The sequence below is a fragment of the Pseudarthrobacter sp. NPDC080039 genome (assembly GCF_040702335.1).
Classification (GTDB): Bacteria; Actinomycetota; Actinomycetes; order Actinomycetales; family Micrococcaceae; genus Arthrobacter; species Arthrobacter enclensis_A.
In genome coordinates, this window is sequence record NZ_JBFBKY010000008.1 from 16,155 (window position 1) to 38,999 (window position 22,845).

General features: G+C 67.6%; 22 protein-coding genes and 3 tRNA genes. 18 read left to right on the forward strand and 7 right to left on the reverse strand.

The window, feature by feature from the left end:
• Position 1: 1 nt before the first annotated feature.
• Positions 2-1,045 carry a GNAT family N-acetyltransferase gene (locus AB0313_RS11105; protein WP_366305541.1) on the forward strand — a complete coding sequence of 348 codons (1,044 nt, stop codon included), beginning with the start codon at positions 2-4 and terminating at the stop codon, positions 1,043-1,045.
• Between the two features lie 88 nt (positions 1,046-1,133).
• Here AB0313_RS11105 and AB0313_RS11110 read toward each other — a convergent pair whose 3' ends face one another.
• Together AB0313_RS11110 and AB0313_RS11115 are read right to left on the reverse strand one after the other, a co-directional pair.
• Complete coding sequence (locus AB0313_RS11110; protein ID WP_307303497.1) at positions 1,134-1,958, reverse strand: lysophospholipid acyltransferase family protein; 825 nt, start codon at positions 1,956-1,958, stop codon at positions 1,134-1,136.
• Between the two features lie 11 nt (positions 1,959-1,969).
• Positions 1,970-2,782, reverse strand: a complete 813-nt coding sequence (locus AB0313_RS11115) for an alpha/beta fold hydrolase (protein ID WP_307303499.1) — start codon at positions 2,780-2,782, stop codon at positions 1,970-1,972.
• A 54-nt stretch (positions 2,783-2,836) separates the two neighbouring features.
• On the opposite strand from AB0313_RS11115, the gene AB0313_RS11120 reads away from it, so the two are divergent.
• Entirely contained in the window at positions 2,837-4,342 is a 1,506-nt protein-coding gene (locus AB0313_RS11120) for a YibE/F family protein (RefSeq protein WP_366305543.1), read from the forward strand.
• 24 nt (positions 4,343-4,366) lie between these two features.
• On the opposite strand, the gene AB0313_RS11125 is transcribed toward AB0313_RS11120, so the two are convergent.
• Positions 4,367-5,587: a globin domain-containing protein gene (locus AB0313_RS11125; protein ID WP_366305545.1), complete on the reverse strand. Its 1,221-nt coding sequence runs from the start codon at positions 5,585-5,587 to the stop codon at positions 4,367-4,369.
• A gap of 128 nt (positions 5,588-5,715) precedes the next feature.
• On the opposite strand from AB0313_RS11125, the gene dusB reads away from it, so the two are divergent.
• From dusB to AB0313_RS11175, 10 genes are all read left to right on the forward strand, one after another.
• Positions 5,716-6,894, forward strand: coding sequence for a tRNA dihydrouridine synthase DusB (gene dusB, locus AB0313_RS11130; RefSeq protein WP_141940708.1), 1,179 nt, complete (start codon positions 5,716-5,718; stop codon positions 6,892-6,894).
• Between the two features lie 46 nt (positions 6,895-6,940).
• The gene (locus tag AB0313_RS11135) at positions 6,941-8,206 is read left to right on the forward strand and encodes a deoxyguanosinetriphosphate triphosphohydrolase (protein ID WP_366305683.1); all 1,266 of its coding nucleotides are present in this window, start codon (positions 6,941-6,943) and stop codon (positions 8,204-8,206) included.
• 116 nt (positions 8,207-8,322) lie between these two features.
• A complete protein-coding gene (locus AB0313_RS11140; protein WP_141940709.1) occupies positions 8,323-8,637 on the forward strand; it encodes a hypothetical protein in 315 nt (104 codons plus the stop codon).
• 1 nt (position 8,638) lies between these two features.
• Entirely contained in the window at positions 8,639-9,739 is a 1,101-nt protein-coding gene (locus AB0313_RS11145) for an FAD:protein FMN transferase (protein ID WP_366305548.1), read from the forward strand.
• Positions 9,732-10,289 carry a ferric reductase-like transmembrane domain-containing protein gene (locus AB0313_RS11150; RefSeq protein WP_307303513.1) on the forward strand — a complete coding sequence of 186 codons (558 nt, stop codon included), beginning with the start codon at positions 9,732-9,734 and terminating at the stop codon, positions 10,287-10,289. The genes AB0313_RS11145 and AB0313_RS11150 overlap by 8 nt, the downstream gene beginning before the upstream one ends.
• A complete protein-coding gene (locus AB0313_RS11155; RefSeq protein WP_366305550.1) occupies positions 10,286-11,617 on the forward strand; it encodes an NADH-ubiquinone oxidoreductase-F iron-sulfur binding region domain-containing protein in 1,332 nt (443 codons plus the stop codon). The genes AB0313_RS11150 and AB0313_RS11155 overlap by 4 nt, the downstream gene beginning before the upstream one ends.
• A complete protein-coding gene (locus AB0313_RS11160; RefSeq protein WP_141940711.1) occupies positions 11,614-11,901 on the forward strand; it encodes a ferredoxin in 288 nt (95 codons plus the stop codon). The genes AB0313_RS11155 and AB0313_RS11160 overlap by 4 nt, the downstream gene beginning before the upstream one ends.
• 15 nt (positions 11,902-11,916) lie before the next feature.
• Positions 11,917-13,860 carry a DNA primase gene (gene dnaG, locus AB0313_RS11165; RefSeq protein ID WP_366305552.1) on the forward strand — a complete coding sequence of 648 codons (1,944 nt, stop codon included), beginning with the start codon at positions 11,917-11,919 and terminating at the stop codon, positions 13,858-13,860.
• 92 nt (positions 13,861-13,952) lie between these two features.
• Positions 13,953-14,025 (forward strand) — tRNA-Asn (locus AB0313_RS11170).
• Between the two features lie 122 nt (positions 14,026-14,147).
• Positions 14,148-14,220, forward strand: a tRNA-Asn gene (locus AB0313_RS11175).
• Between the two features lie 86 nt (positions 14,221-14,306).
• On the opposite strand, the gene AB0313_RS11180 is transcribed toward AB0313_RS11175, so the two are convergent.
• From AB0313_RS11180 to AB0313_RS11190, 3 genes are all read right to left on the reverse strand, one after another.
• Positions 14,307-14,714: a hypothetical protein gene (locus tag AB0313_RS11180; protein ID WP_141940713.1), complete on the reverse strand. Its 408-nt coding sequence runs from the start codon at positions 14,712-14,714 to the stop codon at positions 14,307-14,309.
• Between the two features lie 77 nt (positions 14,715-14,791).
• Positions 14,792-14,986, reverse strand: coding sequence for a glycine zipper 2TM domain-containing protein (locus tag AB0313_RS11185; RefSeq protein ID WP_307303521.1), 195 nt, complete (start codon positions 14,984-14,986; stop codon positions 14,792-14,794).
• 52 nt (positions 14,987-15,038) lie between these two features.
• Entirely contained in the window at positions 15,039-16,262 is a 1,224-nt protein-coding gene (locus tag AB0313_RS11190) for a multidrug effflux MFS transporter (RefSeq protein ID WP_307303524.1), read from the reverse strand.
• Between the two features lie 177 nt (positions 16,263-16,439).
• Here AB0313_RS11190 and AB0313_RS11195 point away from each other — a divergent pair, with 177 nt between their 5' ends.
• From AB0313_RS11195 to AB0313_RS11220, 6 genes are all read left to right on the forward strand, one after another.
• Positions 16,440-17,291 (forward strand): phage holin family protein, encoded by an 852-nt coding sequence (locus AB0313_RS11195; protein WP_307303526.1) that lies wholly within the window; start codon positions 16,440-16,442, stop codon positions 17,289-17,291.
• Positions 17,292-17,448: 157 nt separating this feature from the next.
• Positions 17,449-18,072: a CDP-alcohol phosphatidyltransferase family protein gene (locus AB0313_RS11200; RefSeq protein WP_141940717.1), complete on the forward strand. Its 624-nt coding sequence runs from the start codon at positions 17,449-17,451 to the stop codon at positions 18,070-18,072.
• Positions 18,072-18,980: a DMT family transporter gene (locus AB0313_RS11205; protein WP_307303528.1), complete on the forward strand. Its 909-nt coding sequence runs from the start codon at positions 18,072-18,074 to the stop codon at positions 18,978-18,980. Before AB0313_RS11200 ends, AB0313_RS11205 begins: the two co-directional genes overlap by 1 nt.
• Positions 18,981-19,091: 111 nt before the next feature.
• Positions 19,092-20,288, forward strand: a complete 1,197-nt coding sequence (locus AB0313_RS11210; RefSeq protein ID WP_141940719.1) for a glycosyltransferase — start codon at positions 19,092-19,094, stop codon at positions 20,286-20,288.
• Positions 20,289-20,364: 76 nt separating this feature from the next.
• A tRNA-Ile gene (locus AB0313_RS11215) sits at positions 20,365-20,438 on the forward strand.
• Positions 20,439-20,580: 142 nt separating this feature from the next.
• Positions 20,581-21,768: an acyl-CoA dehydrogenase family protein gene (locus tag AB0313_RS11220; RefSeq protein ID WP_307303529.1), complete on the forward strand. Its 1,188-nt coding sequence runs from the start codon at positions 20,581-20,583 to the stop codon at positions 21,766-21,768.
• A gap of 50 nt (positions 21,769-21,818) precedes the next feature.
• On the opposite strand, the gene AB0313_RS11225 is transcribed toward AB0313_RS11220, so the two are convergent.
• Complete coding sequence (locus AB0313_RS11225; protein ID WP_366305556.1) at positions 21,819-22,406, reverse strand: M23 family metallopeptidase; 588 nt, start codon at positions 22,404-22,406, stop codon at positions 21,819-21,821.
• Positions 22,407-22,845: the final 439 nt, after the last annotated feature.

Below are 22,845 nucleotides of genomic sequence, written 5' to 3' on the forward strand. Positions count from 1 at the left end.
CATGGCCATCGAATACCGCGAATGGCGTGACGGAGACGACCTGGCGCTCCTGGAAATCTGGGGCGACCCGGACACCGCGCAGGCCGGACAGTTCCGCGGTGCCCTGGCCGTCTCCTCCAACGGACGGGACGGCAACCCGTGGCGCCGCTGCATCGTGGCCGAAGACGTCGTCGACGGCGTCAGCATTCCGGTCGCGGCCGGCGTCGTCTATGAAGCGTCCCTGCACCCGGACCGCCTCTGGGCCTACATCGAAGTCGCCAAGGACCACCGCCGCACCGGGATCGGGGCCAGCCTGCTGACCATGCTGCGCCGCGAAGCGGAAAACGCGCCGTCGGGCGTGACGAAGCTCCGCGCCAAAGTGGAGCCGGACACCGCCGGTGCCGCGTTCGCCGAAGCCTTCGGTCTCACGCCCATCCAGCGGTCCCGCCTGGTGGTAGTGGAGCCCGGCGTCCTGCGGCTTCCGGTGTTCCCGGACAAGGACTACGGCGGACGGCCGGTCAGCGGCGAAAACGCCGGCTCGGACGTGGTCATGGACCTGGCCACCGGCTCCGTGGAGCTGACCGACGTGGTGGGCCGCTACTACACCTCGATCCACGGCTGGGACTCTCCCGGGGTGTTGTCCGTGGGCCAGGTGCAGAAGCTGTTCCTGGACGAACTCACCGGAGCCCATGGCGCCATCGTGCTCCGTGCCCAGCCAGGGTCCGCGTTTGGCCAGGGCGTGGCGCCGGGCAAGAAGGGGCGCATCCGTGCGTTCGCCGTCAGCTACGCTCCGCCGGCAGATCCGGACGCCGCACCCCACACCCAGGGTCCGGAGAGCGCCGGGCCTGAAACCCCCACGGATGTCTTCGTGGGCCACGAGCCTGCGCTTGACGCTGACGACGCCGCCGCGGCCGTCCGCGACATCCTCTCCCTGATCGCGTACCAGCACCCCGTCATGCTGGAACTCGACGATTCCATGACCGCGCTGCGGGCCGCCGTCGAGCCCCTCCTGGAAAGCGGCATGGCACGGCTGGCGGGCACGGAAACCCTGGTGGTCTCGGACTAGGATCACTCCGCCCAGAGCCGCGGCGCCGCGTGCTGTTCCGGACGGAACGCACGCGGCGCCGGCTGGTTTAAAGCGGGTGACGTTGGGGCTATCTCGTGCGCGGACCACGACGGCGGCCGGCGGCTGCGTCCGCCGCGTCCAGCAGTTGCCGCTCGGCATCGGTGGGAGCGGCGCCGCCGAGGTGCGCAGGCATCCACCATGCCCCGGGCCGGGGCTGCAGCGGAAAATCCGCGATGCAGCGGTCGATTCCTGACTGCAGAATGCTGCGCAGTCCTTCCGTGGCCCCCTCTGCATCGACGTCCGGGGCAAACATCATCGGCCCGTCAATCTGGACGCGGACAGGCGCCCGCCAGCCGCGCCCCAGCGAGAAACCGTGCCCTCGGGTCATGATCCGGTGGGCGCCCCAGACGGACACCGGGATGACCGGGACGCCCGCTTCCGCGGCCATCCGGACCGCGCCGGTCCTGCATTCCCGGACCGTAAAGCTCCGGCTGACGCCGGCTTCCGGGAACACCGCCAGGTACTCGCCGGCCCGCAGTTTGGCCACGGCGGAGTCGTAGGCGTCGGAACGGTCCGCATACCCCACCACCACATGGCCGCTGGCGCTGATGGCGGGACCTGCAAGCCAGTGGTCCGCCGCACCCTGGTGGACCAGGAAGCGCAACTGGGCACGGGACTGCCGCCACAGGAGCAGCTCAACCACTGCAAAGTCCAGGTAGCCGAAGTGGGTGACGGCAAAGACCGCGCCGCTGCCTGGCGACATCTGGCGGGACGGGCCGCTGGTGGATCCGCTTGGGGGCAGGTGCTCCAGGCCCGTGGCACGGATGTCCAGCCGCAGGGCCCAGCGGAGGAACTGTCCGGTGCGGACGATCAGCCGGTAGAAGCGGTCGTTGGGTGGGGGACGCCAGGGCATCGTGGAGCGCCCTAGAGGGTGACCTGGACTGAGGCATCCGGCAGCAGCTGCGTGAAGGCAGCGGACGGCCGGACGGCGGCGCCCGTGCTTTCGGCGAAGGACTTGATGACGAACCCGGTGGCAAGGGTCTGCCAGATGCGGATTTTGCGGAGCATGAAGTGCCCCGCGCCGCTGAGGGCCACGTACTGCATGCTGGCGGCGTCGGCAGACGCCCGGCGGGCAAAGGCCAGGGACTGGGTGGGACTGGTCATCTGGTCCGTGGTGCCATGGATGATCAGGACCTTCCTCCCGGCGACCCTTTCGGCAGGAGTCTGCGGGTCCAGCCAGGGCGCAAGGGCCACCACGGCATGCACCTGCGGGTGGTCGGCGGCGCACACGGCGGTCAGGCCTCCCATGGAGTGCCCCAGCAGGAAAACCGGAACGTCGGGGTGGCGTTCGGCTATCTGCCGCAACGCCCACCGTGCGTCCTGGAGGGGGGACATGTCGGGCCCGTTCCAGCCACGCACGCTGTTGCGCAGGGACCATACCGCCAGCCCCTGTTTCCCGCCGGCGCGGTGCAGGTGCCGGGCGAACGGGACCATCCTTGCCGGACTGAGGTGCCGGGCCTCAACCGGGTCGTGGCTGTGCGGCCTTCCGCCGTGCAGGACCAGGACCACGCCCCTGGTCTCACCGGATGCTTCGAGGACACTCAGCACGGGCCGGTGGGCAGGAACCGTGGATGCCGTCCCGGCCCGCACCACGCCACTGTCCGATGTTTCGCTGTTGCCGGCCCCATACCCGCCACGGTTGTCCATGCCTGGTTCCTCCCCATCCCAATGGTCCATTTATAAACCCTATGGCGCCCCACGTAGAGTTCAACGCATGAGGTTGTACTCCTGATGGGCGCCGGTCACTCCCACGCTTCCCTGGATCATTCGGAGCCGACGCCGCAAGCGATGGCTGCCCGCAGGAAAGCGAACCGCATCCTGGCCGCCGTGCTCATTCCGCTCGCACTGCTGACCCTGGCCGGCATGGCCGCGCTGTGGCCGTCGGGAAGCAAGGAAGGGATTTCCCTGGCCAACCCTTACTCCACAGCCCCGGGAGTCACCTTCGACACGGGCACCATCCAGAGCGTGGTGACCGGAAGCTGCATCGAGGGCGCCGGCCAGCAAAGTTCCGGCCAGCAGGGCACCAGTGACCAGGGCGCCGGCCAGCAAAGTCCCGGTCAGCAAGGCCCCACCCAGCAGGGATCCACGCAGCAGCCGCCGGGCCAGGGATCGGGCTGTACCTTCGCCTACACGGACCCGGACAAGGGCGGAAGCCCGGTGAAGGTGGTGATCAACCCGGACGTGGCCTCCTCGCACGGCGTGAAGCCCGGGGACCAGATCCGCTACCTCAACCTCTCGAACGTCCAGGGTGCCACCGGGTCCCAGGGCTCGCCGGCGTACGTCTTCGTGGATTTCGTCCGCACCCTGCCGATTGTGCTGCTCGCGGTGCTCTACGCCGTGGTGGTCATCGCGGTGGCCAGGTGGCGCGGGCTCCGCGCACTGATCGGGCTGGTGGGCGCGTACTTCGTGCTGGCCGCCTTCCTGCTCCCGGGGCTGGTGGAGGGCAAGCCGCCCCTGTTGCTGGCCCTGGTGGGGTCCACCGTGATCATGATCGGGGTGCTGTATTTCGCCCACGGGTTCTCGGCGCGGACGTCCACGGCGCTGCTGGGCACCATCTTTGGACTCTCCATCACCGCCCTGCTCGCTGCGTGGGCAACGGACGCGGCAAACCTGGCCGGCGTGGGCAGCCACGATGCCGCCACCCTGGTCAACACGTCGTCCCACATCTCCATTTCCGGGGTGATTCTCTGCGGACTCATCATCTCGGGCCTGGGCGTCCTCAACGACGTGACCATCACCCAATCATCGGCCGTGTGGGAGCTCTACGAACTCGCCCCCGCCAGCAGCGCCCGGAAGCTCTTCACCTCCGCCATGCGAATCGGCCGCGACCATATCGCCTCCACCGTGTACACCATCGCGTTCGCCTACGCCGGCGCCTCGCTGCCCATCCTGATCATCGTCATGCTCTACGACCGGCCCCTGATGGACACGCTCACCAGCGCTGAACTGTCCGAGGAAGTCATCCGGACGCTCGTAGGTTCCATTGGGCTGGTACTCGCCATCCCGGTCACCACCCTGATCGCCGTGCTGGTGGTCAAGGCGACAGGGATCAAGCCAGCGGACGTCCCGGCGACGGCAGCAGAGAACGACGACGACGGCCACGTCCACGCCGGGGACGTGGCGGACACCGGGGCGCTCGCCGCAGCGGCCCTTGAGGAACGCAGCCGGCGCACCGCCGTCGAACCCCTTGACGAGCAGCCCGCCACCAGGCGGGGCCGACGGGCCGACCGCGCCTGACCCGCGTCCGGTACGGCCGGCAACCTACTGGTAGTTCGCGAGCCAGAGATCCGGGCCGAAGACCTCGTACTGAATGTCTTTGGGCCGTACGCCCGCGCCGACGAGGGCGGTGCGGACGGCCTGCATGAAGGGCACTGGTCCGCACAGGTAATACTCGGCGTCGGAGGGCAGAACCACGTCGTGGATGTTCATGAATCCGGAATGCACGTTTCCGCCACCTCCGGCCGCAGCCGATCCCGTGCCGTCCGGGTTGAGGAACCAGGTATTGATGGACCCGTCCTGCAGCGCGGACAGGTCCGCAGCCACCTGGTTCCGCAGCGCGAACGAGGCGGGGGAGTCGTCGGCGTGCAGGAACATGACCTTCCGCTGAGAGCCGGACTTCACCAGGTGGGACAGCATGCCGGCCATCGGAGTGATCCCGATGCCTGCACTTGCCAGCACCACGGGCCGGTCGGTGTACTCAAGGACAACGTCGCCGAAGGGGGCGGACAGCGTCACCTCATCGCCCACGTTGACGTGGTCGTGCAACAGGTTGGACATCTCGCCGTCCGGTGTGCCCTCCGCCCGGACGCGCTTGACGGCGAACCGCCGGTGCTGCCCGTCGTCCGCCTGCGTGAGGCTGTACTGGCGTGGCTGCACGACGCCGTCGGGCATCTGCATTTTGAGGGTCACGTACTGTCCCGGAAGCGAGGGCTTTACATCCCGCTCGTCGGTGCGTTCCACCACGAAACTCACCACCTCGTCCGTTTCCTGGATCTTCTCGGCCACCCGCCAGGTGCGCCATACGGTTTCGGGACTGAGCCGTACGGCGTCGTACAGCCCGCGTTCCTTGTTGATGAGCATATTGGCCATGAGCCAGTAGACCTCGTCCCATGCAGCCGCCACCTCCGGGGTCACCGCATCGCCGAGCACATCGACGATGGCCCACATCAGGTTGTCGTGCACCACCTGGTACTGCTCGGGACTGAGACCCAGGGACACGTGCTTGTGCGCAATCCGGGACAGCAGGTGGTCGGGGAGGTGGGTGGGATCGTTGACCAGGAAGCCGGCAAACGCGGCGACGGAACCGGCCAGGGCCTGCTGCTGCCGGCCGTCGGCCTGGTTGCCGCGGTTGAACAGGCCATTGAGCAGTTCGGGATGTTCCTGGAACATGTGCGTGTAGAAACGGGAGGCAATTTCCTGGATGTTTTCCCCGACGACGGGGAGGGTCGCCTGGATTACCGGATACGAAGTGTCGGACAGCATGGGCATGTCTCCTTCAAGGTCCTGGCTGGTGTGCAGTCCCGCGCCACGCCAGCACCGCCGGAAACCCCGGAACAGGCCCTTTGGCACTCGCAGGGAGCCGATTTGCCCGGCTTTGCAACAATGGACAGGTGACTGTTGCAGCAACTCCTCCCGCCCCCAAGCTGGAACTCCCGCCCCTGAAGCTGGGACCCATCACGGTGGACACCCCCGTGATCCTGGCTCCCATGGCGGGCATCACCAACTCCGCCTTCCGCAGGCTCTGCCGTGAATACGGCGGCGGCATGTACGTGGCGGAGATGGTCACCTCCCGCGCGCTGGTGGAACGGACGCCCGAATCCCTCCGCATCATTTCCCACGACGACGACGAAAAGGTCCGCTCCGTGCAGCTGTACGGCGTGGATCCGGGCACCGTCGGCGCCGCGGTGCGGATGCTCGTGGAGGAAGACCGGGCCGACCACATCGACCTCAACTTCGGCTGCCCCGTCCCCAAGGTGACCCGGCGCGGCGGCGGGTCCGCCCTGCCCTGGAAGATCGACCTCTTCACCGCGATCGTTCAGACCGCCGTCAGGGAGGCGTCCAAAGGCAACATCCCGCTGACCATCAAGATGCGCAAGGGCATCGACGATGACCACCTGACGTACCTCGACGCCGGCCGCATCGCCCGCGACGCCGGTGTTGCCGCCGTCGCCCTCCACGGCCGCACCGCCGCCCAGTTCTACTCGGGCAAGGCCGACTGGTCCGCCATCGCGAGGCTCCGCGAAGCGCTCCCGGACATCCCCGTGCTGGGCAACGGCGACATCTGGTCCGCCGAGGACGCCGTCCGGATGGTCCGCGAAACCGGCGTGGACGGCGTGGTGGTGGGCCGCGGCTGCCAGGGACGGCCGTGGCTCTTCGGCGACCTGCAGGCCGCGTTCGAAGGCAGCGACGTCAGGCACCGGCCCAACCTGCGACAGGTGGCTGAGGGCGTCTACCGCCACGCGGAACTCATGGTGGAGACCTTCGGCGACGAAGGCAAGGCGCTGCGCGAGATCCGCAAGCACATCGCCTGGTACTTCAAGGGCTACGTGGTGGGCGGCGAACTGCGCACCAGGCTTGCCCTGGTGACCAGCCTTGAGGTCCTCCGGGACACCCTTGCCGAGCTGGACCTGGACTCGCCCTACCCGGGCGTTGACGCCGAGGGCCCCCGGGGCCGTGCCGGCTCGCCCAAGAGGCCGGCGCTGCCCAAGGACTGGCTGGACTCCCGGGCACTGAACGATGACCAGTCCCGGGACATCGCGGCTGCCGAACTGGACGTTTCCGGTGGCTGAAACCCGCGTGCCGACGCCCTCCGGAGCCGGGACCCCCACCGCGGGCCTGGCGCTGCCCGGCTACGACACCCACGACTCCGCCCGCTGGGTGGAGGAGCCACCCAAGAGTACCTACCGCTCCGACTTCGAACGGGACCGGGCCCGCGTGCTGCACTCCTCGGCCCTGCGCCGGCTGGGCGCCAAAACGCAGGTGGTGGCACCGGACACGGACGACTTTGTCCGCACCCGCCTCACGCACAGCCTTGAGGTGGCCCAGGTGGGCCGCGAACTGGGCCGGGCCCTGGGCTGCGATCCGGATGTGGTGGACACGGCCTGCCTCAGCCACGACCTCGGCCACCCGCCCTTCGGCCACAACGGCGAATCGGCCCTGAACGAGGTGGCGCACGCCATTGGCGGCTTCGAAGGCAATGCCCAGACCCTCCGCCTGCTCACGCGGCTCGAGCCGAAGGTACTCACGGCGGACGGCCACCCCGCCGGCCTGAACCTCACCCGCGCAAGCCTTGACGCGGCGTCGAAATATCCCTGGTCAGCCCTGGAAGCGCCCGTCATCCACGGGCAGCGGACCAGCAAATTTGGCGCCTATGAGGACGACCTGCCCATCTTCAACTGGATCCGGGAAGGTGCCCCGGAGCGCCGCACGTGCCTGGAAGCGCAGGTGATGGACCTGGCGGACGACATCTCCTACTCGGTGCACGACGTGGAGGATGCGATCGTCGCCGGCCACTTCCAGCTGCGCTGGATGGACAACCCGGACCACCGCGCCCGCGTGGTGGGCTACGCCAAACAGTGGTACCTGCCGCACAATGACCCCGCCGCCATCGACGCCGCCCTGGCGCGGCTGGAGGCCACGGACGTATGGGTGCGCGAGGCGGACGGCAGCCGCAGATCCATGGCGGCGCTGAAGAACATGACCAGCCAGCTGATCGGCCGGTTCTGCCAGAGCGCGCTGGAGACCACCCGCGCCGTCTACGGGCCGGAAAACCTCACCCGCTACAACGCCGAACTCATGGTCCCCGACGAGACCGTCATGGAAATCGCCGTGATGAAGGGCCTGGCCACCACCTTCGTCATGACCACCGAACACCGGCAGCCCATCTACGAGCGCCAGCGCGAGGTGCTCCACGCCCTGGTCACCGCCCTCAGCGCCACGGGGGACCGGCACCTGGAACCGATGTTCGCTGCGGACTGGCGGGCGGCGGACGACGACGGTGCGCGCCTTCGCGTGGTCATCGACCAGGTGGCATCGCTCACGGACGGGTCGGCCCTGGCCATGTACGAGCGCCTGGTGGGCAGCCTGCCCTCGCTCTGGTAGGCCGGCCGCAGCTCATTCCCGGGCACCCTCCCGATCAACAGCTTCCTTAAAGCATCTACACAGGAAGCAGGTGCACGATGGGAGGAAAGAAGGGCCGCCAGGAACGGGAGCAGGTCATGAATACTCGCAGCAGGGGCAAGCGCCTTGCCACCGGAATTACGGCGGCCGTTGGTGTCGGCAGCTTCGCGGCTGCCGGTGTGGCCGCAGCTGCCGTGTACGCTGCCACACCTTCCGTGATCGCCAGGACAACCCCCGCCGCGGACAGTACCACCCAGGGCACGGCGCCCAAATCCGGCCCTGCCCGCTCCGATGATGACGACTACGGCACCCGGCAGGACAACGGCACGCGCCGCTCCAGGAGCTACGGCAACACCAGCCCCGTCCAGCCAAGCAAGGGCGGCACCGTCCACGGCAGGTCTTCGGGGTCCTGACGTGGGAGGTTCAGGGACCGCCGCGGGCCCAGCCACCCCGCGGGACGTCGCACAGGCGGGATGGACGGTGTGGGGGCTCGAGGCCTCGGTGACGGTGACGGAACCCGGTGTCCTCGGTGCCGCGGAGGAAATCGTCCGCGACGTCGTCGCCGCCGTGGACCGCGCCTGCAGCCGGTTCCGGGACGACTCGGAACTGGTAAGGCTCCAGCCCCTGATGCCATCGGGCGTCAACGTCAGTCCGATGTTCCAGCATCTCCTCGAGCGCGCCCTCGACGCCGCACACCTGACCGGCGGGGATGCTGACCCCACCCTCGGCGCCGAGCTGGCCGCCCTCGGCCATGGGCCCCGGAAGGGCGCCCATGCGGAAACCACGGGGCACCCGGGAATGAGGAGCATTCCGGTGCCGCCCGCGCCCTCCACGCCGGCAGTGCCCGCACCGCGTGCGCCGGGCTGGTCCCGCCTGCACCTCGACGCCGGCACCTTGACCCTTCCCGCGGACCTGCGCCTCGACCTCGGCGCATCGGCCAAGGCCGTTGCAGCGGACCTCGCTGCGGCTGAAGTGCACCGACAGCTGGGCTGCGGGGTGCTGGTGAGCCTGGGCGGCGACCTGGCCAGTGCAGGAGCGGGACCCAAGCAGGACGGCGAACCCGGCCCCTGGCAGATCCTGGTCCAGGACCTGCCCTCCGACCCCGCCCAGCACGTTTCGCTTGCCCCCGGTTTCGCCCTGGCCACGTCGAGTACGCAAAAGCGCCGGTGGACGCACCAGGGAGCCCAGGTACACCACATCCTTGATCCCCGCTTTGGCCTTCCTGCCGACCCTGTGTGGCGTTCGGTGACCGTGGCGGCCCCCTCATGTCTGGAGGCAAATGCCTTCAGCACCGCGGCCATAGTGCGGGGCTTCGCGGCCCTCGAATGGTTCCGGGCCGAAGGGATCCCGGCGCGGCTCGTGGACAGCCGGGGCAGGGTGGCCGCCACTGGCGGCTGGCCTGCCGAGAACTACCTCCCTGCCGGAATCGAAAGCCCGGGGGACAGCACGCAGGCAGATCAAAACTCCCGTCACTTTGGAAAAGCAAGCGTCAGCGAAGGTGCACGCCATGGATGAGGCACTGTGGGCTTTCGGCAGGGTCAGCGGATTCGTTTCCCTGGCACTGTTCACCGCGTCGGTACTGCTGGGGATCCTTAACCGATCCGGCCGGCCCATGCTGGTGCTTCCGCGCTTCTCCATCAGCCTCCTGCACCGGAACATCGCCCTGCTCGCCACTGTCTTCCTCGGGCTGCACGTGGGATCCCTGCTTCTTGACTCCTATGCCAAGCTGAACCCGGTGGACATCGTGGTGCCGTTCCTGGGCTCCTTCCAGCCGTTCTGGCAGGGGCTGGGGACGGTGGCCCTGGACCTGGTCCTGGCTGTTGTAGTGACGGGGCTGCTGCGCCACCGGATCGGGCAGCGCACCTTCAAGGCGGTCCACTGGCTCAGCTATGGTGTCTGGCCTGTGGCCATGGCCCACGCACTCGGCAACGGTACGGACGTCTCCAGCGGGTGGTTCCTCCTGCTCGCTGCTGCGTCCGCGGTGGCCGTTGCAGCGGCCCTGCTGTGGCGGCTGAGCCCGTCCTTCCTCGAAACGTCCCAAGCCAGGCAAGGAAACCTCCCGTGAGCCAAGCCCGTGACACCCGCCCGTCCGCACCCCGTGACGGCTACCAGGACGCTTACCGGGATGATTTCAACGGCACCGTCCCCACGGCGCCCCTGCAGGCGCCCCAACACGCCAGTCCACGCCAGGAGCCACGCCTGCTGGCTGCAGGCCCGGAGGCGGATTGGGCGCGGCACCTGGAGGCTTTCGGCCCCTGGGAGCCGCAGGCCGGAGGGCCCGGCTTGCTGGACGCGCTCGGAGCATCCGGATTGACCGGCCGTGGGGGTGCGGCGTTTGAAACCTGGCGCAAAGCCACGGCCGCTGCCGGTACCGGCAGGAAGGGCGTTTTTACTGCCCGGCCCGTGGTGATCGCCAACGGCGCCGAGGGTGAGCCGCTCAGCTTCAAGGACCGGACGCTGCTGGCCCATGCACCCCACCTGGTGCTCGACGGGCTGTTTGCCCTGGGCGGCGCCCTTGGCGGCGCCGGACTCTACGTCTACGCACCGGCCGTCACCCTTCCGCGCGTACAGCAGGCCCTGGCTGAGCGTCCCGGCGGCAAGCGGGTGCGTGTGGTGCAGTCCCCGGAAACCTTTATCTCGGGCGAGTCGTCCGCCGTCGTCAATATGATCGGCAACGGTGCCGCGGTTCCAACGGACCAGCGCCGCCGCCTCAGCGAGTCGGGCCTCCACGGCCGTCCCACGCTGGTGGTCAATGTCGAAACCCTCGCCCAGGTTGCCCTGATCGCCCGGTACGGTGCCCCCTGGTTCAGGGAGGCGGGGACACCAACTGATCCGGGCACCCGGCTGGTCTCCGTCTCCGGGCCTGCCCCGGTGCGCGATGTTGTGCTGGAGGTGCCCGGCGGGGCGGATCTTTCCGCCGTCCTGGCGGAAGCGGGGATGCCGTCCGGATCGGTTTCTGCGGTCCTGGTGGGCGGATACCACGGCCGCTGGGTGCGGCCCGCCGAGCACGCTCTCTCGCCCGTGGGGCCGCCGGCGCGCACGGTACGGCCGGGCGCAGGGGTGATCCACGCCTTGGGTACGGACGCCTGCGGCATCCAGGCAACCGCGGGAATCGTCAGCTACCTCGCCGGCCAGTCCGCCCGGCAGTGTGGCCCCTGCATGTTTGGCCTGCCGGCGATGGCATCCGTCCTGAACCGGATCGCCGGAGGGGAACGCAACCCCCGCCTCACCGCCGAACTGGACCGCCTGGGCCGGCTGGTTTCCGGCCGCGGCGCGTGCCGGCATCCGGAGGGGACCACGGGGCTGGTCGGCAGCGCGCTGGAGGTTTTCGCCGCGGACTTCCGCGCCCACCTTTCCGGATACTGCGCAGCCCCGGGAGGTGCGGCGGCATGAAAACGTACCTGCACATCGACTGGACCAGCTGTGACGGCCGGGGCCTGTGCACCGAACTGCTTCCCGGCGTGCTGGACCGGGACGACTGGGGTTACCCGGTGGCCCGCGGGAAAGCCGGCCGCGAACGGACGGACGTTCCGCTGCGGGACGCGGACCGTGAAGCGGCGGAAGAAGCCGTCTTCCTTTGCCCCAAGCTGGCCCTCAGCCTGCAGCAGCGGGCGGCTCAGGAACCGGCCCCGCGGACACCCGGCGGGGGAGCCCGGGACACCGGCACCCGGCACTGACAGTAGGATTGCTGTGTGGCTGGGCTGATAAAACGTGAAGATATCGACGAAGTACGCCAGCGCACGGACATCAAGGAAGTGGTGGACGGCTACGTCACGCTTAGGGGCGCCGGGCTGGGAACCTTCAAGGGTCTGTGCCCCTTCCACGACGAGCGCTCGCCATCCTTCACCGTCCGTCCCCAGGTGGGCCGCTACCACTGCTTCGGCTGCGGCGAGGACGGCGACGTCATCGCCTTCGTCCAGAAGCAGGACCACAGCTCCTTCCAGGAAGCCGTGGAAAAGCTGGCCGCCCGGATCGGCTACGAGCTCCGCTACGAGGACGGCGGAACGGGTCCCAACCGCGAGGAAGTGGGCCGTCGGCAGCGGCTCCTGGACGCGCACAAGATCGCCGGCGAATTCTTCCGCGCCCAACTGCTTACTCCCGGCGCCGCCGAGGCGCGCAACTTCCTGTTCGGCAGGGGCTTTGACCGGGCGGCGGCGGAGCATTTCGGCTGCGGCTACGCGCCACAGGGGTGGGACGCGCTCCTGAAGCACCTTCGCGGCCGCGGCTTCACCGATGCCGAACTCAAGCTCACCGGCATGTTCAGCGAAGGCAACCGGGGCATCTATGACCGCTTCCGGGGGCGCCTCATCTGGCCCATCAAGGACATCGCCGGCGACACCATTGGCTTCGGCGCCCGCAGGCTCTACGAGGATGACCAGGGACCCAAGTACCTCAACACGCCCGAAACAACGCTCTACAAGAAGTCCCAGGTCCTCTATGGCATCGACCTGGCAAAGCGCAGCATCGCCAAGGACCGCCAACTCGTGGTGGTGGAGGGGTACACCGACGTAATGGCGTGCCACCTGGCAGGAATCACGACGGCGGTGGCCACCTGCGGCACCGCGTTCGGCACCGAGCACATCAAGATTGCCCGCCGGCTTCTGTCCGACGACGGCACCGGGGGAGAAGTGGTGTTCACCTTCGACGGCGACGCGGCCGGCCAGAAGGCGGCCCTGCGGGCCTTCGAGGAGGACCAGCGCTTCACTGCACAGACCTATGTGGCCGTGGAACCTACTGGGGCCGACCCCTGCGACCTGCGGCTCAGCAGGGGTGACGAGGCAGTGCACGCCCTGATCCAGTCCCGCAGGCCGCTGTTCGAGTTCGCCATCCGCAGCACGCTGAAGCAGTTCAACCTGGACACCGTGGAAGGCCGGGTCCAGGGCCTGAAAGCGTCCGTCCCCGTGGTGGCCGCCATCCGCGACGCGTCCACCCGGACCGGCTACTGCCAGGCGCTCACGGGGTGGCTGGGTATGCCGGACCCCAACGAGGTCCTGCGCCTGGTCAACGCGGAAGTGAAGAACGCCGCGAAACGAGGTGAGCCGGGCAGGTCCCCGGCTCCAGGGCAGCAGCAGCCGGGAGGGTCCTCCCGCCCTGCTCCCGCCCAGCCAGGCGGTCCCGGCGTAGCTGCCGGGCCGTCGTCGGGCGCTGTCCCTTCCTTCAACCGCCCCGACCCGCGCGACCCCGTGGCCTCCATGGAGCGCCAGGCGCTGGAGGTGGCGCTGCAGCAGCCGGCCCTGCTCGGCGGCGGGGTGTGGGACAGGTTTGCTGCCGCGCGGTTTGCCACTCCCGCCTTCCAGGCCGTCCACGACGCGATGCGGGCCAGCGGTGCAGGACTGACAGGCGATCCAGTGCGATGGGTGGAGCAGGTGATGCATGAGGTCCCGGAGCCGCTCCGGCCGCTGGTCTCGGAGTTGGCAGTGGTTCCGCTGCCCGCCCACACCGAGGAGGCGGTGCTGAAGTACTGCCGGGATATCCTGTCCCGGCTCTTCGAACTGCAGATCACCCGGGTCAAGGCGGACAAGATGGGCCAGCTGCAGAGGCTGGATGCGGCAGCTGACCCCGAGACCTACCAGCGGCTTAACCGTGAGCTGTTGATGCTGGAGATGGAACGCCGGGCGCTGAGGGCCGAGGCGTAGCCCCGCCTGCCGCCCCCGCCGGGTGGGGGAGATCACTGCCACCCCGATTTCGTTTCCGCCGCAGGTGTTTGCTAGGCTGATACCCGCTTCATTCCTCCTTAGCTCAATTGGCAGAGCATTCGACTGTTAATCGAAGGGTTGCTGGTTCAAGTCCAGCAGGAGGAGCTTCCATCCCCGTTCCGGCCTCCGGAACGGGGATTTTTGTTTGCCCAATGGACCGTCTGGGCCCGGAATTCCGCCGATTTCCCTTCCGCCGGAAACCTTTGCTAATGTCATACCTGCTTCATTCCTCCTTAGCTCAATTGGCAGAGCATTCGACTGTTAATCGAAGGGTTGCTGGTTCAAGTCCAGCAGGAGGAGCGCTACGAAAAAACCCCGTTCCTCCAGCTGGAGGAACGGGGCTTTTTCTTTCCGCGGGGTGGGAAGCCTGGCTGTGGGGCGGTGGGTCAGACGAAGTCCATTTCCACCTGGAGGAACCTTTCGGCCTCGGCGATGGCTGCCTGGAAGGCCTCCGTCTCGGTGGGCGACTTCCGGGGCTCCCGGGGGTTCCATTCGTGCGGCGCCGAGTGGATCCTGACAAACCCGGAGTCCGGGGGAGCGTAGAAGATTCCGAACCGCTGCACGGGCCATTCGGGGGAGGTCTCCGGCGCCACCAGCAGGGCTGCTTTGAAGGCGGGATTGAACCATTGGGCGATGGGCCGGCGCCGGTCTTCCGTGAACAGCCCGGCGGCGTACAGGGCCGCTGACTGCTGTCCCGCCTGCGCACACAGGCGCTCCCACCACAGTGGCAGGATCCGGGCGTCGCACCGTTGCCATGTGGCCGGAAGTGGCGGTTGGTTCTGCCAGCTGGGCACGGGATTATTTTATCGCGGGAGGGGGCAGTAAGGCAGGGAAGGCTCCCCGGGCGGACAAAACCCTGCGGCCCGCATTCTCACCGGCGTTTCCCCGGCCCCCGGTTCCGCGGCCCCGGATTCACCCGGTAGAGGAGCGCGGCGCCGGCCAGCGTCCCCAGGATGATGCCCCAGGCGGGGTTGCCCACGGCGCGGCCGGCGAAATAGCCCACGACGGCGCCCAGCACCGCCCCGAGGAAAAGTCCCCTGCTGTTCCGGTGCGGTTTTCGGCTCATGGACGGCCTTCCTTGTGGAGCTCCGGGGTTGTGGCGGCAGCGGCGGGGCGACTCAATGGATTGAGGGTACAGTGCGGGGACGGACCACCAGCCACAGTGCTCCAATAGCAGCCAGGATGCAGGCGGCCTGCACGGCGCCCATCGGGGCCGCGCTGGTGATGCCCAGCCACCCCACGACGGGGGAGATCAGCCCGGCCATGAGGAACGTTGCCGCCCCAAGCAGTGATGCCGCTGTACCTGCCTGCGCTGCGTGGGCTGCCAGCGCCAGTACCTGGACGCAGGGAAACATGAAGCCGGTGCCCATGATGTAGAACCACAGCGGCACCATGACGCCCCACAGGCCCAGGCCGGCCCGGTCGAACACCACTATCAGCAGGGCCATCAGGAACATCCAGGCCGTGGCCCCGGCAAGGATCCATTGCGGCGGGACGATCCTGATCAGCCGCGAACTCGTCTGCACGCCTGCCACGATGCCCAGGGAATTGATGCCAAAGAGCAGCCCGTACTGCTGCGCGGAAAAGCCGAACACGTCCTGGAAAAGGAAGGGCGACGCCGAGAGGTAGGTGAAGAGGCCGCCGAAGTTGAACCCGGCCACCATGAGCAGACCCACGAAGATCCGGTCGCTGAAGAGCGCTTTGTAGCGCTGCCCGGCAGTCATGCCGCTCTGCCCCCGCTTTTCCGGGGGAAGAGTCTCGCGCACCAGGAGGAGGGCCGCCGTGATCACCAGGGTCCCGTAGGTTGCCAGGAAGACGAAGATGCCTGGCCACGGCATCACCAGGAGCAGCTGGGAGCCGATGACGGGGGCCAGGATGGGCGCCAGTCCGTTGACCAGGGACATCCGCGAGAACATCCGCACCATGGCGTATCCGGAAAACAGGTCCCGCACCATGGCCATTGCCACCACGCCGCCGCCGGCCGCACCGACGCCCATGAGGACGCGGAAGATACCCAGCGTGGTGATGTCAGCGGACAGGGCGGCTCCCAGGGACGCAGTGATGTGCAGTGCCGTGGCCAGGATCAGGGGAACCCGGCGGCCGAACTTGTCGCTGAAGGGTCCCACCACCAGTTGCCCGAACGCAAAACCCACCGTGGTCCCTGCCAACGTCAGCTGGACCTGGGCCTCGGTCACCCCCAGGCTGGCCTCCAGGGCCGGGAAGGCGGGCAGGTACAGGTCGATCGTGAACGGACCAAGGGCGGTCAGGGCGCCCAGGAGGAGGATATACAAAAGCTTCCGGCGGCGGCTCAGCAAGTCGCCCGGATTGGGGGGATTGGTCACGAAGAACAATCCTAGGCCCGGCCGGAAGCGTTTTTGCATCGTTGTAGGCCGCGCCGCCCGGCAAGCCCCCAAGTTCGTCCTGAACTGAATGGTAGTTTGGGGGGCGTGGACTGTGCGGCTGCACATTTCCGCAGCAACGGAAGCAGTATGGACCCATGAACCAGTAAGGCGGAACCGATGAGCGGACGTCACAGCGGGCGCACCAGCCCGGGATTGCGCATCACTGCGCTGCCCGGGACGGCAAGACTCCTTTTCCGGTTGGCCCCCCGCCAGCTCAACGACGAGATCGCCTTCGCCAAGATCGAACTCAAACGCAAGGGCATCCAGGTGGGAGTGGCCGCGGCCTTCTTCGCCGTGGCGCTGCTCTTCCTGGCGCTCCTGGTGGTTGGACTGATCGTCGCAGCCATCATGGGCCTGGCCACCATCATGCCTGCCTGGCTGGCAGCGCTCCTGGTCTCCGCCGCGTTCCTCATCATCGCCCTCATCGGCGGACTGGTCGGCCTGGCAAGATTCAAGAAAGCCATGCCGCTGATGCCCGAGGAAACCATCCGCGGCATCAGGCACGACATCGGGGTGGCCCGCGAAGGTTCCGCCTTCAACCCGGCTGTCCTGGATCCGGACAGCCCGGAGGCCAAGGCGGCGAAGGCCGCAAAGGCCGAAGCGGCTGCCAAGGCCAAGGCCGAGAAGGAAGCCAAGGCTGCCCAGCAGAGCCAGGAGTTCCCGCACGCGTCCGAACCCGAGCTGGTGCGGCGCCTGAGCCAGCGGCGCCACCATCTCACCGAAGTCCGGGACGAGCTCGGCACCGAACTGGACCTCAAGACGCAGGCCCGGTACCTGCTGGCGGCCGCCCAGGTCAAACTGCGGGAGAGCCAGGTCCTGGCCCGGCGCAGCGTTGATGCGGCAGGCCAAAGGCTCGCCGGGGTCTCCGGCTCGGCGGAGCTGTCGAAGCGCTGGAAGCCGCTCGCGGCCTTCGTGGCAGCGGGGACGGTTATGCTGGTCCTCCTCCGCAAGCTGTTCCGCTCCGCCTAGGCCCTGTTTTCCACGCGCAGCGTCCTGCCGAACCGGGCTACGGTAAAGAAGGCACGCTAAAAGAAACAGGGATGCAGGGCGCAGGCAAACAGGGTCTCCGCGAACAATCCATCACCGACACACCGCGCTGCCGCGCCGCAGGAAGGAGAGGGGACGGGTGAAGTTCATTGGCGCAGGCGCCCGCCCCGGCCGCCCCCAGGTGGATCACGACCTCGTGTTCACCATCCCCAACCTGCTCACCGTGGTGCGGTTCATGGGTGTTCCGCTGTTCATGTGGCTCGTCCTGGCCCAAAAGGAATACGGAGCCGGGGTGATCGTCCTCGCCGTCATGGCCGGGACGGACTGGATTGACGGCTACATTGCGCGCCGCTTCGACCAGGCCTCCAGGCTCGGCAGGGTCCTTGACCCCATCGCCGACCGGCTGGCCCTGCTGGCCGTGGCATGCACCCTGGTGATTGCCGGCGTCGTACATTGGCTGTACCTGGCCGCGCTGGTGGTGCCTGATGCTGTGTTGCTGGCCTTGACGCTCTCCTTCTTCCGTGGCCACCCTGACCTCCCCGTCAGTGTGGTGGGCAAGGTGCGGACGGGGCTGCTGCTCCTGGGCACCCCGCTGCTGGTCCTCTCCCGCCTGGATACCGGGGTTTCGGACCAGCTCTTCATTGCCGCCTGGGTGGTCCTTGGCCTCGGGCTGATCGGCCACTGGGTTGCCGCGTATAACTACTTCTGGGCCATCCTGCGAAAGGGCAGGGAATTGAAACAGCACGACGGCGGGAACGGCTGATGGTGTGGTTGGCCGTCGGCCTGGCGGTGCTCGGCGCCTTTTGCCTCGCCCTGGGTGCCCAGCGCCAGGGGAGCGCCGTCAAGGCCGACACCGGCGGCCTTGCCCTGAGTTCCAACGGCTTCCTCCGCCTGCTCCGCAATCCCCGGTGGATGTTCGGGCTCCTGCTGCTGTGCACGGGCATGGCCATGAATGCCGTAGCCCTGGTGTCCGCGCCGCTCACAGTGATCCAGCCCATCGGCGCCATCGCGCTGGTCATCACCACCGTCGTCAACGCCCGCGACCAGGACCTGACCATTAACCGCGCCACCGCCGTCTCCATCGCCGCCTGCGTCACGGGATCGGCGCTCTTCGTCCTCCTGGCGGTCAACGTCACCCAGGAAAGCCACCATGTCAGTCCCGCGGACGAGCTCACCATAGTGCTGCTCCTGGCCCTGGCGGTCGGGCTCTTCGGCACGCTGGCCGTGACCTTCAGGCACCGCATGAACGCGTTCATCTACATCCTTGGCGCAGGCATCCTGTTTGGCTTCGTGGCGGTCCTCACCAGGATCATCGGCAAGCACCTCCTGGATCCCAACGGCCTCTTCCTGCTGAACGTGCAGTGGTACTCGGTGGTGGCCATCATCGCCGCCGGCGGCCTGGGTTCGTGGTTCGTCCAGAGCGCCTATTCCACCGGACCGCCGGACCTGGTCATCGCCGGGCTTACGGTGATCGACCCCATGGTGGGCATTGCCATCGGCGTCATCATCCTGGGCGAACTGCGTCCCGACGTCCATGCCGTGATGGCGATTGCGATGGGAACCGCCGCCTGCCTTGCTATCGTTGGGGTTATCGCCCTTTCCCGGCACCACCCGGAGGTCACCAAGCGCAGGAAGGACGCGCGCAAGGCCGCCGGCAGGCCGTCCCACTAGCCCATTCCCTTCACGACCCAGCAATCCCACGAGGCCCCGTGCCCCCGCGCCACAGGCCAACCGTGCTGTCAGTTCCACGCTGCCCGCACCGTGACCATCAGGAGTACTCCCATGACCACGCCCGCCGACCAGCGCCCCCTGACCATCCTGATCGCCGCCGATACGTACCCGCCGGATGTCAACGGCGCTGCCCAGTTTGGGTACCGGCTGGCCAAGGGCATGACTGCCCGGGGCCACAACGTCCATGTCCTGGCGTCGCGGGACAGCAAGGGAAAGAGTTTCACCGAGTTCCGCGAGGAAGCGACCGTGCACCGGCTCCGCTCGCACCGGGCGTTCACGCACGAAAGCTTCCGTCTCTGTTTCCCCTGGGAAATCAAGAAGGAAATCAGCCTTCTCTTCGACCGGGTCAAACCGGACGTCGTACACATCCAGAGCCACTACATGATTGGCGAGCACGTTCTCTACGAGGCCGTGAAGCGCGGCGTCCGCATTGTCGCCACCAATCACTTCATGCCCGAGAACCTGAACCCCTTCCTGCCGTTCCCGCAGTGGTTCAAGGACATCATCGGGCGCGTCTCCTGGAAGGACATGGGCAAGGTCATGGGCCAGGCTGACGTTGTCACCACGCCCACGCCCCTGGCTGCCAAGGCGATGCACGACCACGCCTTCCTTCGCAAGGTCCTGCCGCTCTCCAATGGCATCGACTCCGCGGCCTACGAACTGCAGCCCGGTGAGCACATCGAGCCGCACGCCCACCCCACCGTGCTCTTCGCGGGACGCCTCGCAGAGGAAAAGCACGTGGACGTGCTGATCGAGGCCATCAGCAAGACCCCGCCACAGCTGCAGGTACACCTGGAAATCGTGGGTGGCGGGGAAGTGCGTCCGGCCCTGGAAGACCTGGTGCGCCGGCTCGGACTCACTGACAGGGTCAAGTTCCTGGGCCTTGCCAGCGACGACGAACTGCGCACTGCCTACATCCGCGCCGACCTGTTCTGCATGCCCGGAACGGCGGAACTGCAGTCTCTGGTGACGCTGGAAGCGATGTCCGCCTCCACCCCGGTGGTCCTGGCCGATGCCATGGCCCTGCCGCATTTGGTGCGTGACGGTGAGAACGGCTACCTCTTCACGCCCAACGACAGCGACGACCTCGCCAAGAAGATCACCCAGGTCCTGGAACTGCCCCAAGACGAACAGCGTGCCATGGGCCGCGCCAGCCGGCAGATGGTGGAACCACACAGCCTCCAGGGAACCCTGCAGACCTTCGAGGACCTGTACCGCGGCGCCACGTATGAGGACAAAGTGGTCTGAAGCCTTTCCCGGGTTTGCTAGAGTGTTTTTGCCCTGCCGGAGCGCGGCGCTCAAACACCTGCTCCCGGGGTTTTGGGGGGCTATAGCTCAGCTGGTTAGAGCGCGGGACTCATAATCCTAAGGTCCTCGGTTCAAGTCCGAGTAGCCCTACCCCTGCTGCAAACCGCGGCCGACGATTTTCGTCGGCCGCGGTTTTCTTGGTTAACCCCATTCCCTGCGGTATGTTACTGACCAGTAACATACCGTGCTCCGTCCCGTGCATGGTCACCGCTGATCATCAAAGAAGGTATTCATGGCCCCCTCAGCCGAATCCCACGAGCTTCCCTACGCGGATGGCGATTTCTTCGCCTTCGAGCAGCTTCTGTCCGGCAAGGAGCAGGACCGGCTCGCCGAGGTCCGTGACTTCCTGGCGCGCGAGGTCAAACCTGTGGCGGCGGACTGCTGGAACCGCGGCGAATTCCCGATGGACCTGGTGCCGAAGTTCGCCGGGCTGGACCTGGTGAGCCCGGTCCGGCGGCAGGGCTACTCCAATCTGTTCGCGGGCATGCTGCATGCGGAGGTCACCCGCGCTGATGCTTCCATTGCCACCTTCCTCGGCGTGCACGACGGCCTGTTCACCGGCTCGATCGAGTTGTTGGCGTCCCAGGAGCAAAAGGACGAGTGGCTGCCTGATATCTACGCCCTGAAAAAGATCGGCGCCTTCGGCCTGACCGAGCCCCTGGGCGGCAGCGACGTGGCAGGTGGAACGCGGACCACCGCGCGCAGGGACGGTGACAGCTGGATCCTCAACGGCGCAAAGCGATGGATCGGAAACGCCACGTTCTCCGACTGGGTCGTGGTGTACGCCCGCGATGTTGCGGACAACCAGGTCAAGGGCTTCATGGTGGATACCTCGCTGGCCGGCTTCAGTGCCACAAAGATCGAGAACAAGATCTCCCTGCGGACAGTCCAGAACGCAGATATCGTCCTGGAAGACGTGGCGGTCCCGGACCACTTCAAACTGGCCAACGCCAACAGCTTCCGCGACGTCAACAAGGTCCTCAAGGCCACCAGGCTGTCGGTCGCCTGGCAGGCCGTGGGCCTCCAGTTGGCCGCCTTCGACGTTGCCCGCCGCTACGCGGTGGAGCGGCACCAGTTCGGCCGGCCCCTGGCCTCCTTCCAGCTGATCCAGGACCAGCTGGTCCGGATCCTCGGCAATACCGTCAGCTCCATGGGCATGATGGTCCGGCTCTCCCAACTGGAGGATGAGGGTATTGCCAAGGATGAACAGTCCGCGCTGGCCAAGGCCTTCGCTACCGCGCGCATGCGGGACAGCGTGGCCCTGGGCCGCAGCATCCTGGGTGGCAACGGCATCGTAACCGACTATGAGATGGCCAAGATCTTCGCCGACGCCGAGGCCATCTACTCCTACGAGGGCACGGCCGAAATCAACACCCTGGTCACGGGCCGCGCCATCACCGGCATTTCCGCCATCGTCTAGCCGCGGGTGGGTGCGTGGCTGCCGCGCCAGGGCGTGCGCGGCCGGACGGTCTACGGCGGGCCACGCAGCGGCAGCAGGATAGAGGGGCGGAGGTCCAGGACGAACTGAAGAGGATTGACGTAGTCCTCACCGTCCCGGACGCCCCAGTGCAGACACTGTGTAGCGACGCAGTGCCCCGGCAGGACGGTGCCTATGACCTGGCCCGCAGCAACAGTGGAGCCTTCAGCCAGCCTGCTGTCCACCGGTTCGAAACTGCTGCGCAGCCCATTCCCGTGATCGATGGTGATCACGGGACGGTCCACCACCGCTCCCACGAAACTCACCGTTCCCGCTGCGGGCGACCTGACCTGCGTTCCTGCCGCAAAGTCGAGGTCCACCCCGCGGTGTCCGCTGAGCCAGGGCCTGGGCGGCGGATCGAAACCGCGCAGCACGGGCGGCCGCGGTGCCAGCGGCCACAGCCAGGAAAGCCTGGCACCCGTTGCGCCGCCCGTCGTCGTACTTGCCTGTTGGTTGCCGGCAGGCCGTGCCGCGGAAGGCTGCCCGTTTCCCGCCCCGCTGTAGTGGAGGGCCGGCCCGGGAATTGATGCCACGGACGCGGGGAGCAGCAGGAGCGCGGCCAGGAGGATTGGTGCTTTCATGCCCCCAGCCTGTCCGTGTGAGGGGAGCGCCGGGAGGCCCGGTGCCGGCTATGTGGACAACGGTGCGGCAGGGTCCGGCTGTCTGCTGGGCGGGGGCGCCTGTAGTACACTTGATGGAGCAGTTTGCTGCGCCCTCAACGCATCCCGTCCAGTGGTTCACCCCCGCGGTGTATGGCCCTGTCCGGATTGCGTCGGCACATCTCATTCAGGAGTGTGGGGGAGCGGCGGCTGACTACGCGCATCCAGCCCTCCCGCGGCCAACGCTCCGGCGTCGTCCGGGGAGGACCGCACTTCCTGCGGTCAGGCTTTTGTCCTGATGGGAAGAACGGTGGATGCCAGGAGCACGGCCCGTCCGGGCCACGCTGATCAACCGTCAACTATTGGCAGGGTAAGAAGCCCCCGGGTTCTCTCATGAATGACCTGCCGGAAAATAAAGGAG